This is a genomic window from Aquabacterium sp. (assembly GCF_021768455.1).
Lineage (GTDB): Bacteria > Pseudomonadota > Gammaproteobacteria > Burkholderiales > Burkholderiaceae_C > Aquabacterium.
Map to the genome: position 1 here is coordinate 1 of NZ_JAIZVX010000155.1, position 9842 is coordinate 9842.

8 protein-coding genes, 1 pseudogene and 1 riboswitch are annotated in these 9842 nt (G+C 68.5%); of the genes and pseudogenes, 7 read left to right on the forward strand and 2 right to left on the reverse strand.

Annotated elements, in window-relative coordinates; genetic code table 11:
- A partial coding sequence (locus tag QZ994_RS16545; RefSeq protein ID WP_290874146.1) for a serine/threonine-protein kinase occupies window positions 1-1184 on the reverse strand: 1184 nt, incomplete at its 3' end.
- Between the two features lie 147 nt (window positions 1185-1331).
- On the opposite strand from QZ994_RS16545, the gene QZ994_RS16550 reads away from it, so the two are divergent.
- The 6 genes from QZ994_RS16550 to QZ994_RS16575 all read left to right on the forward strand — a co-directional run bounded on the left by QZ994_RS16550 (window position 1332) and on the right by QZ994_RS16575 (window position 7680).
- Window positions 1332-2408 carry a diguanylate cyclase gene (locus QZ994_RS16550; protein WP_290874149.1) on the forward strand — a complete coding sequence of 359 codons (1077 nt, stop codon included), beginning with the start codon at window positions 1332-1334 and terminating at the stop codon, window positions 2406-2408.
- Between the two features lie 23 nt (window positions 2409-2431).
- Window positions 2432-2523: riboswitch (S-adenosyl-L-homocysteine riboswitch) on the forward strand.
- Between the two features lie 81 nt (window positions 2524-2604).
- Window positions 2605-4053 carry an adenosylhomocysteinase gene (gene ahcY / locus QZ994_RS16555; protein WP_290874152.1) on the forward strand — a complete coding sequence of 483 codons (1449 nt, stop codon included), beginning with the start codon at window positions 2605-2607 and terminating at the stop codon, window positions 4051-4053.
- Window positions 4054-4144: 91 nt separating this feature from the next.
- Window positions 4145-4942 (forward strand): TlyA family RNA methyltransferase, encoded by a 798-nt coding sequence (locus QZ994_RS16560; RefSeq protein WP_290874155.1) that lies wholly within the window; start codon window positions 4145-4147, stop codon window positions 4940-4942.
- A gap of 39 nt (window positions 4943-4981) precedes the next feature.
- Window positions 4982-5830 (forward strand): methylenetetrahydrofolate reductase [NAD(P)H], encoded by an 849-nt coding sequence (gene metF / locus QZ994_RS16565; RefSeq protein ID WP_290874158.1) that lies wholly within the window; start codon window positions 4982-4984, stop codon window positions 5828-5830.
- A gap of 247 nt (window positions 5831-6077) precedes the next feature.
- On the forward strand, window positions 6078-6704 hold the full coding sequence (locus tag QZ994_RS16570) for an OmpW family outer membrane protein (RefSeq protein ID WP_290874161.1): 627 nt from the start codon (window positions 6078-6080) through the stop codon (window positions 6702-6704).
- Between the two features lie 262 nt (window positions 6705-6966).
- Entirely contained in the window at window positions 6967-7680 is a 714-nt protein-coding gene (locus QZ994_RS16575; RefSeq protein WP_290874164.1) for a PEP-CTERM sorting domain-containing protein, read from the forward strand.
- 82 nt (window positions 7681-7762) lie between these two features.
- Here the strand turns inward: QZ994_RS16575 and QZ994_RS16580 are convergent, their stop codons facing one another.
- A complete protein-coding gene (locus tag QZ994_RS16580) occupies window positions 7763-8335 on the reverse strand; it encodes a 5-formyltetrahydrofolate cyclo-ligase (RefSeq protein WP_290874166.1) in 573 nt (190 codons plus the stop codon).
- A gap of 24 nt (window positions 8336-8359) precedes the next feature.
- Here QZ994_RS16580 and QZ994_RS16585 point away from each other — a divergent pair.
- Window positions 8360-9842 (forward strand): annotated as a pseudogene (locus tag QZ994_RS16585) (hypothetical protein); the annotation flags it as partial.

Genomic DNA, 9842 nt, shown 5'->3' on the forward strand with positions numbered 1-9842 from the left:
GCCTGGCTGGCGGCCACCACGGGGGCGGGGGCCGGCGCAGGCCGCTGCCGCCACCACCAGGCCCCTCCGGCTGCCAGCAGGCCGGCCAGGCCGATGCCAAGCAGGATCCGGGGCAGGATCCGGGGCTGGAGGTGCACCGGGCCGGGGGCCCGCGCCGTGCGAGACGTGGCGCGCGCGGGGGGAGCGGCGGGCGCCGCTGCCGGGCGCGGCACCAGGATGGTGGGCGTGTGCGCGTTCAGGGCGAGCTCGTAGGCGCTGGGCTGGCGCACGGCATAGAGGCGGTCGCGCAGCGTGGGGATGTCGGGGATGCGCTGTGTGGGATCGACCACCAGGCCCGCGTCGATGGCTGCCAGGAAGGGCGCCGTGTAGCGCCCCGCAGCGGCCTCGGCCAGCGGCACCATGTCGTCCTTCATCATGCGGCCCACCGAGGGCGGCGGGGCCTTGCCCATGATCACGGCGTAGAGCACGGCACACAGGGCGTAGACGTCGGTCCACGGCCCCTGTTTCATCGAGGGCACCTCGGCGTACTGCTCCACCGGGGCGTAACCGGGCTTGAGGAAGACCGTCAGCGCCTGGGTTGCGTCGCCGATCACGCGGCGGGCCGCACCGAAATCCAGCAGCAGGGGCTTGTCGGCGCCCAGCAGCAGGATGTTGTCGGGCGCGATGTCGCGGTGGTAGACCGCGTCGGCGTGCAGGGTGGCCAGGGCGTCGAGCAGGGGCGCCAGCAAGGCCTTGAGCCAGGCTTCGTCGGGCGCATGGCCGCGTTCGCGCAGCCAGTTCTTCAGCGTGGGCCCCTCGTAGAAGGGCATGACCATGTAGGCCGTGCCGTGGTCCTCCCAGAAGCGGTAGACCTTGACCAGCGCCGCATGGTCGAAGGAGGCCAGCAGCCTCGCCTCGTTGACGAAGCTGCGCAGGCCCAGGGCAAAGGTCTCGCGCTGGCGCTCGGAACGCACGCTCACGGCCAGGTCGGGGCCGCGGCTGGCGAGGGCCGCCGGCATGTACTCCTTGATGGCCACCGTGCGCTGCAGCGTGGTGTCGCGCGCCAGGTAGACGATGCCGAAGCCGCCTTCGCCGATGAGGCCCTCGATCTCGAACTCGTGCAGGCGGTGGCCCACCGGCAGGGCATTGCCCGAGCCGGACGGTGCCGAGGGCGGAAGGGGTGCACGGGGCTCTGGGCGGTTCATGGTGGGGACACAAGGCAGTGCGCCGAAGGCATCCATCGTAACGTGCGTGTGTTTTGCCGCATCCTGGGGCGGAGGCGCTCAAGCCAGCCCGGGGTGGGCCGATAAGGCCGGTAGTTCCATTTTGCGAGCCGCCCTGCGCGTTCCCCTTTGCCTTCACTCCTGCGCCTGCTGAACACCGGCAACACCGCCGACGTGTTCCCCGCTCTGGTGATGACCATCTCGGTCATCGCGGCGGTGGCGCACCTGAGTTTCATCATGCTGTTCGACTCGGCCGGCGTGGGGGCCATGGCCCGCATCAACGTGGCCAGCGTGCTGCTCTATGCCCTGGCCGGATTGCTGGTGCACGGCGGGCGCACCCTGCTGGCCTTCAGCCTGGTCATGCTGGAGGTGGTCGCCCATGGCGTGCTGGCGGTGTGGGTGGTGGGCTGGGACACCGGCTTTCACTACTACATCATCCTCATCGTGCCGGTGGCCATCGTGGGCAGCCTGGGCAGCGCCCGCAACAAGGCGGTGGTGGCGGTGTTGGCCGCGCTGTTCTACATGGGGCTGGACGTTGTGTTCCGCAAAGCCACCCCGCTTTACGCGCTGCCATCCCATGTCCTCAACAGCCTGCATTACTTCAACCTGGCCAGCACCCTGCTGATGCTGGGCCTGTTCGCCACCGTTTATTACCGCCTGGTGGCCGAAGCCCAGGCCCGCCTGCACGACCAGGCCTGCACCGACCCGCTGACCCAGCTGCGCAACCGCCGTTTCGCGCTGGAGGCCGCGCAGCACGAGGCCGCCGTGTTCGCCCGCGATGGCCGCCCCCTGGCCCTGGTGATGGGCGATGTGGACCACTTCAAGCGCGTCAACGACCAGCACGGTCACGAGGGGGGCGACATGGCGCTGAAGGCCGTGGCCCAGACCCTGAAGGGCGGTGTGCGTGAGATCGATCACGTGGCCCGCTGGGGTGGCGAAGAATTCCTGCTGCTCCTGCCCGGCACCGCCCACGACGAAGCCCGCCATGTGGCCGAGCGCCTGCGCCGCCAGGTCAGCCAGACCGAACTGCGCCTGCCTTCGGGCCTGGCCGCGCTCAGCATCACCCTGGGGGTGAGCATCCTGGCACCGGGTGAGACCGTCGAGCAGGCCCTGGCCCGTGCCGACCGCGCCCTGTACGAGGGCAAGGAAAGGGGCCGCAACCGCGTCATCGTGGCGCCAGAGCCCGATCAGGCTGCACAGGTGTAGGCGAAAGATTTATACTTCAGGTCCCTTTCAAGGAGCGTTGCAAGGTCCCGCCGATTCGTTCGGTGCGTGGCTCCAGGCTTGAAAGACACGACTTCTGCAACGACGCTCACCCGCATGTGTCCCGCTGGGTGAGCCGTATCCATTCGCTTTGACTCCCGGCAGCGCACGGCGGCTTCTGAACGTTTAGGAGCTCTCCATGTCCGCTGTTTTGAAATCCCTCGTCACCGAAGCCAAGGGCGTCGACTGCGTCGTCGCCGACATGTCGCTGGCCGCCTGGGGCCGCAAGGAACTGACCATCGCCGAGCACGAGATGCCCGCGCTGATGGCCATCCGTTCCGAGTACGCCGCATCGCAGCCCCTCAAGGGCGCGCGCATCACCGGCTCGCTGCACATGACCATCCAGACCGGCGTGCTGGTCGAGACCCTGCAGGCTCTGGGCGCCGAAGTCCGCTGGGCTTCGTGCAACATCTACTCCACCCAGGACCACGCTGCCGCCGCCCTGGTGGAAGCCGGCACGCCCGTGTTCGCCTACAAGGGCGAGTCGCTCGAAGACTACTGGGACTACACCCACCGCATCTTCGACTTCGGGCCCAAGGGCTCGAAGGGCGAAGGCCCCAACATGATCCTGGACGACGGTGGTGACGCCACGCTGCTGATGCACCTGGGCAAGAAGGCCGAGACGGATCCTTCCGTGCTGGCCAACCCGGGCAGCGAAGAAGAGCGCATCCTGTTTGCCGCCATCAAGGCCAAGCTGGCCGTGGACAGCACTTGGTACAGCCGCAAGGGCGCCGAGATCATCGGCGTGACCGAAGAGACCACCACCGGCGTGCACCGCCTCAACGAGATGAGCGCCAAGGGCAGCCTGCTGTTCCGCGCCATCAACGTGAACGACTCGGTCACCAAGTCCAAGTTCGACAACCTCTATGGCTGCCGCGAATCCCTGGTCGACGGCATCAAGCGCGCCACCGACGTCATGATCGCCGGCAAGATCGCCGTGGTGGCGGGCTACGGTGACGTGGGCAAGGGCTCGGCCCAGGCCCTGCGCGCCCTGTCGGCCCAGGTGTGGGTCACCGAGATCGACCCCATCAACGCCCTGCAGGCCGCGATGGAAGGCTACCGCGTCGTCACCATGGACTGGGCCGCCGACAAGGCCGACATCTTCGTGACCACGACCGGCAACCGCGACGTGATCACCTACGAACACATGGCCGCCATGAAGCAGAACGCCATCGTCTGCAACATCGGTCACTTCGACAACGAGATCCAGGTCGCCAAGCTCGAAGCCCAGTGCACCTTTGAAGAGATCAAGCCTCAGGTCGACCACGTCATCTTCCCCGATGGCAAGCGCATCATCCTGCTGGCCCGTGGCCGCCTGGTGAACCTGGGCTGCGGCACCGGTCACCCCAGCTACGTGATGTCGTCGAGCTTCGCCAACCAGACCATCGCCCAGATCGAGCTGTTCACGCGCCCCGAGGCCTACGAGAGCGGCAAGGTCTACGTGCTGCCCAAGCACCTCGATGAGAAGGTGGCCCGTCTGCAGCTGACCACGCTCAACGCCCAGCTCACCGAGCTGACCGACGAGCAGGCCGCCTACATCGGCGTCAGCAAGCAAGGCCCCTACAAGCCCGACACCTACCGTTATTGATCGGTAGCCCTGGCTGCTGCGCGTGTCGCCTGGTGCGGCACGCGCTTTCCTTTTTTGACACCTTGTCTTGACCCTTCGAATCGACCCACCCATGGCCACCTTGCCCGACCTCACCCAGCGCGCCGACCAGCAGATCCTCGCGCTCGCACTTGCCCCCACGCGCTCGGCCGCCCAGCGGCTGATCGAACAGGGCGCTGTGCAGTGGAAGGGCCCCAAGGGCTGGACCACCGTGCGCAAGGCCGGTGAAGCCCTGCCCGTGGGGGCGGAGTTCAAGGTGCTCGACGACGCCGAAACCCGCTGGGTCTCGCGCGCCGGCCTCAAGCTCGAAGGCGCCATCAGGCACTGTGGTGCCTGCAAGCACCCCGTGCCCGTGCAGGGCAAGGTCTGCCTCGATGTGGGCCAGAGCACCGGTGGTTTCACCGAGGTGCTGCTTTCGCTGGGCGCGTCCCACGTGGTGGGCATCGACGTCGGCCATGGCCAGGTGCACCACAGCATCCGCGACCATGCCCAGGTCACCGTGATCGAGGGTGTCAACGCCCGCCACCTCACGCCCGAAGACCTGGGTGAAGACGCCCCTGAGGGCGGCTTCGACCTCATCGTGGGCGACCTGGCCTTCATCTCGCTGACCCTGGTCCTGCCGGCCCTGGTGCCTTTCCTGGCCAAGGACGGCGAGCTGATCTTCCTGGTCAAGCCCCAGTTCGAGCTGCAGCCCGAGCACATCGGCAAGGGCGGCATCGTGAAGGACGAGGCCAGCTATCCCGAGGTCGAGGCCCGCATCAAGCAGACCTGTGCCGAACTCGGCCTGAAGGTGCGCGCCTACTTCAACAGCCCGATTGCCGGTGGCGATGGCAACCGGGAGTTCTTTGTCCGTGCGGGCCACGCCGCTTGAAGCCGCTGGCCCTGTCACCCTTCAAGGGATGAGACCAACATGACCCACACCAACGCGCCCCTGCCCATCAGCATGGAGTTCTTCCCCCCGAAGACCCCCGATGGCGCCGACAAGCTGGCCGCCGTGCGCCAGCAGCTCTACCCGCTCAAGCCCACCTACTGCTCCGTCACCTACGGCGCAGGCGGCTCCACGCAGGACGGCACGCTCAACACCGTGCGCGCCATCCTGAGCGAAGGCTTCGATGCCGCGCCGCACTTCTCGTGCATCGGTGCCAGCAAGGCCACCGTGCGCACGCAGCTGCAGCAGTTCAAGGAAGCCGGCATCCGCCGCATCGTGGCCCTGCGTGGCGACCTGCCCAGCGGCTACGGCGGCTTTGGCGAATTCCGCTACGCCAGCGAGCTGGTGGCCTTCATCCGCGAGGAAACCGGCGACCACTTCCACATCGAGGTGGCGGCCTACCCCGAGATGCACCCGCAGGCCCGCAACCCGCAGGCCGACATCAAGGCCTATGTGGCCAAGGTCAAGGCCGGCGCCAACGCCGCCCTGACGCAGTACTTCTACAACTCCGACGCCTACTTCCGTTTCGTCGAAGAGGCCGAGGCTGCGGGCGCCTTCATCCCTGTCATCCCGGGCATCATGCCGATCACCAACAGCAGCCAGTTGCTGCGCTTCTCCGACGCCTGTGGCGCCGAGGTGCCGCGCTGGATCCGCACCCGCCTGGAAGGCTTTGGTGACGACAAGGCCTCCATCCAGGCCTTTGGCCTCGACGTGGTGACCGACCTGTGCGAGCAGCTGCGTTGCGCCGGCGTGCCCGGCCTGCACTTCTACACGATGAACCAGGCCGGCCCCGTGCAGGCCCTGTGCGACCGCCTGGGCCTGGGCGCCTGAACGTGCCCTGTGTTTGGCGCAGATCAAGGATGCTGAGCGCAGCAGGGGGCGCGTTGCGCGGCCGCTGCAGTGTCCAGTCAAGCGCCTGATCTGGCGCAAACCCGCATGCCGAGCGGGGGGCGCGCGGTGTGGGCGGCTTGCCCAACTTGACACAAAGCAAGGTTGGGCGGGGTCAGGCTTGTTGCAATGGCTGCATGGGGACGCGAACACAGCGTCTCCGCAACCTGCCTACAAGAAGGACTGCACCATGCGCACCCAACTCCGCACCTCCCTGATCGCCGCCGCTGCCGTCGCTTGCGCAGCCCTGGCTCCTGCCGTTTCGCACGCCGGCGACTTCCAGGTTCGCTTCCGCACGCTCTACCTGGATCCGGCCAACCAGAACTCGACCACCAATGCCGAAGCGCTGCCCGAGAACGTGATCTCGGTCAACAGCAAGTACATCTGGGAAGTCGATGGCAGCTACTTCATCACCCCCAACTTCGCGCTGGAACTGATCGCCACCTCGCCGCAAAAGCAGACCGTGTCGGTCGCCGGTGACAAGATCGGCACGCTGCGCCACCTGCCCCCGACCCTGACGGCCCAATACCACTTTGCCCCGGGCAACAAGACGGTGCAGCCTTACGTCGGCCTGGGCGTGAACTACACCCGCTTCTCGGCCGTCAAGCTGGCCGATGGCGCCCTGACCCTTGAGAAGAAGAGCTGGGGCACGGCCATCCAGGTGGGCGCCGACTTCCCCCTGGGCAACGACCTTTACCTCAACGTCGACTTCAAGAAGATCGACATCCGCGCCGACGTGTCCTCGGGCAGCACCAAGCTGGGCACCGTCAAGGTCGATCCGATCCTGTTCGGTGTCGGCATCGGCTACCGCTTCTGAGTCTGACCGGGCTGCGACGCAGCCTGTGTGCCGAGCGCCTTGGCCCCTGTGGTCACGGCCTCCTGCAACGCCCTTCGGGGCGTTTGTCGTTTTGGCTTCCCTGTGTTCGCTGCATCGCCCTTGCTTTGCCTGTTGAACGCCCCGTGTTCGGGGGGTGTTTAAGGGTCTTCGATAGGGGGTCAACGGGGTCTGCCTTGCAAGATCGTTGGAACCTGCCTGCAGGCAGTGCGATTCACGGTCCTTAGAACCCAAAGGTGGACAAATGCAAGCAACACGACTGAAACACATCGGGGTGGCCCTGGCTTCCCTGACCGTCGCGGCGGCCGCCCAGGCCGCTGCCTTCACCGCCCCGACCTCGGCGGTGCTCACCCTGAGCTCCGACATCACCGGTGCCCTCGGCAGCAGCGCCACCATCTCGGCGCTGGGCTCTGCCACGTACAACAGCGCCAGCAATGTGCTGAGCGAGTCCTTCACCTCGGTGTCGATGAGCAGTGGCGCCGCCACCGACCTGATCGGCCTGACCAATGCCGCATCGGGCTTCGCCATCTCGACGACCAGTGGTGGGGTCACCAAGACCCTGAACGTCACGGGCATCAGCTACAGCAATGCGACCAAGTCGCTCAGCGCCGTGCTGACCATGGACAGCGTCCAGAAGTACTCGGGCGTGTTCCTGACCTCGGCCACGACGCCCTCGGTGAGCGAGACCTTCAACGCCGCTTTGGGCACCGGTCTGCTGACCACCGGGTCGCTGAACCTGACCTCGAGCTCGGCCACGGCCGTGTTGAGCGCATTCGGGCTGTCGACCTCGGCCCTGTACGTCGGCTTTCTGCAAGGTGTGAACTTCGGCACCCTGAAGGTCGACGTGACCGCCGCCGCTTCCGTCACCCCCAGCGTGCCCGAACCCGGCACCTACGCCCTGATGGGCCTGGGCCTGGTCGGCATCGCCGCCGTGGCGCGCCGCCGTCAGCAAGGCTGAGTCGGCCGCACGCGACGGACCTCGCGCCCGCCAAGGCCGCCTTCGGGCGGCCTTTTTCATGGGCGGACCACGGACCTTCGCCTCAGCCCCAGGTCTGGGCTTCGGTCAGCACCGCCATCAGCGGCAGGTCGTGGGCCTGGGGAGCCAGCACCGCGGTGTCCAGCCGGCCGGCTTCCCAGGCCAGGCCGATGGCGGTCACGCCCGGGTGGGCGGCCAGGTAGCGGTCGAAGTAGCCGCCACCGTAGCCCAGGCGAAAGCCCTCGGCCGTGAAGCCCAGACAGGGCACCAGCAGCACATCGGGCTCGACCGGTTTGCCTTCGGCCGGTGCGGGCAGGCCGCATTCGTCGCGGCCATCGGGTTCTTCGCCCGACCAGGCGCGGTAGTGCATGGCCACCGGTTCACGCTGCGCAAAAGGCAGGGCCAGGCGACATCCCCATTCGGCCTGTGCCGCCAGCGCCACCCCCCTTGGGTTAAATTCACCCTTCATCGGCCAGTACAGGCCCAGCCCATCGGGCTCCAGTTGCGCCAGCACGGCCATCAGCCGGTCGGCCAGGGCTTCCTGGGCCAGCGGTGCCGCAGGGGTCTGGGCCCAGTCTCGGCGGGCGGTCAGCAGGTGGCGGCGCAAGGTGGCGCGGGCATCGATCGGGTCGGTCATGGTCATCAGCAAGGTCAGCACATTTTGAGCATTCACCCACAGTATGCGTCCGCCCCGGCGGGTGCCCTTGGCGCGTCGGCCACGGCGGCTTCGCTCCCTTCCTCGTCCTCTCGCGTGGTGCGGCCTCAGGCCGCGTCTGCCCGCGGCGTGTGGTGGCGTGCGGCCTGCCTGGGGGCCTGGCTGGCACTGGGGCTGGGTGCTGGCGCCGACCTGGCCCAGGCCGCGCCCGGTGACGCCCTGGTGTCCGACGCCCGCGAGGCCTGGCGTGCAAAAGACAAGCTGCGCCTGCAGATCCTGCGCGACCAGCTGCTCAACGCACAGCACCCGCTGGCACCCTGGGCCGATTACTGGCTCTTCCTGCTGCGCCAGAGCGAGGCCAGCCCGGCCGAGGTGGACGCCTTCCTGGCCCGCTGGCCCGATGCCTACGTGGCCGACCGCGCCCGCAACGACTGGCTGCTCGAGCTGGGGCGCCGGCAGGACTGGGGCACCTTCCTGCGCGTGCAGCCCACCTTTCGCATGAACGACGACCGCGAGGTGAGCTGCTACGGTGTGCTCGCCCGCCAGCAGACCGGCACGCCCATGGAAGGCCCCGGCGACTGGCGCGAACAGGCCCGCCAGGCCTGGTGGGGGCAGAAGGACCCGGATGCCGGTTGCGATGCCATGGCCCAGGCCCTGCTCGCGGCCGGGGTGCTCACGCAGGACGACGTCTGGCGCAAGCTGCGCCTGGCCATCGAGGCCGACAAGCCCCGCACCGTCAGCCAGGCCGCCCGCCTGCTGGGCGAGGCCACGTCCCAGGCCGTGTCCCGCCTGATGGCGAACCCGCAGGCCTTCCTCAACCCGCCGGTGGTGCAAGCGAGCAGCCTGCCGGCGGCCAGCCGCGATGGCGCACACCATGCGCCCGGCTCCCGCATCGGCGAGCCGGCTGCGGCCAAGCGACAGGGCCGCACGGCCAGCAAGGGCAAGCCCAGGCCCACGCTGGCGCCCATCCCGCTGAGCATCCCCGCCTCGGCCGAGGGGCCCTTGAACCTGCTGGCCTTCATCCGCTGGGCGGGCAACGACCCCGTCAGCGCGGCCGCCGCCATGCAGGACGGCGCCCAGCGCGGTCGCTGGCAGTGGCAGGCCGAAGAGGCCGCCTGGGCCTGGGCCCAGCTGGGCCGTGCCGCCGCCTCGCGCCTGCAGCCCGAGGCGCCCACCTACTTCGGCCGCGCCCTGACCGACCGCGCCCTTGCCGCCGGGGCGGGCGAGCTGCGCCAGAGCGGCCAGCGTGTGGTGGCCAGCTGGTCGCCCGAAACTCTGGCCTGGATGGCGCGCAGCAGCCTGCGCGCCGCCACCGCCGGCCAGCCGGCCTGGTGGCCCCAGGTGGAGCAGGCCATCGAGGCCATGTCGCCCGAGCAGACGCAGGACAGTGCCTGGGTCTACTGGCGGGCCCGCGCCCTGCTGGCCCGTGCGGGCCAGTCGGCCAACGACCCGGTGCGGGTGCAGGCCCGCGAGCTGCTGGGCCGCATCG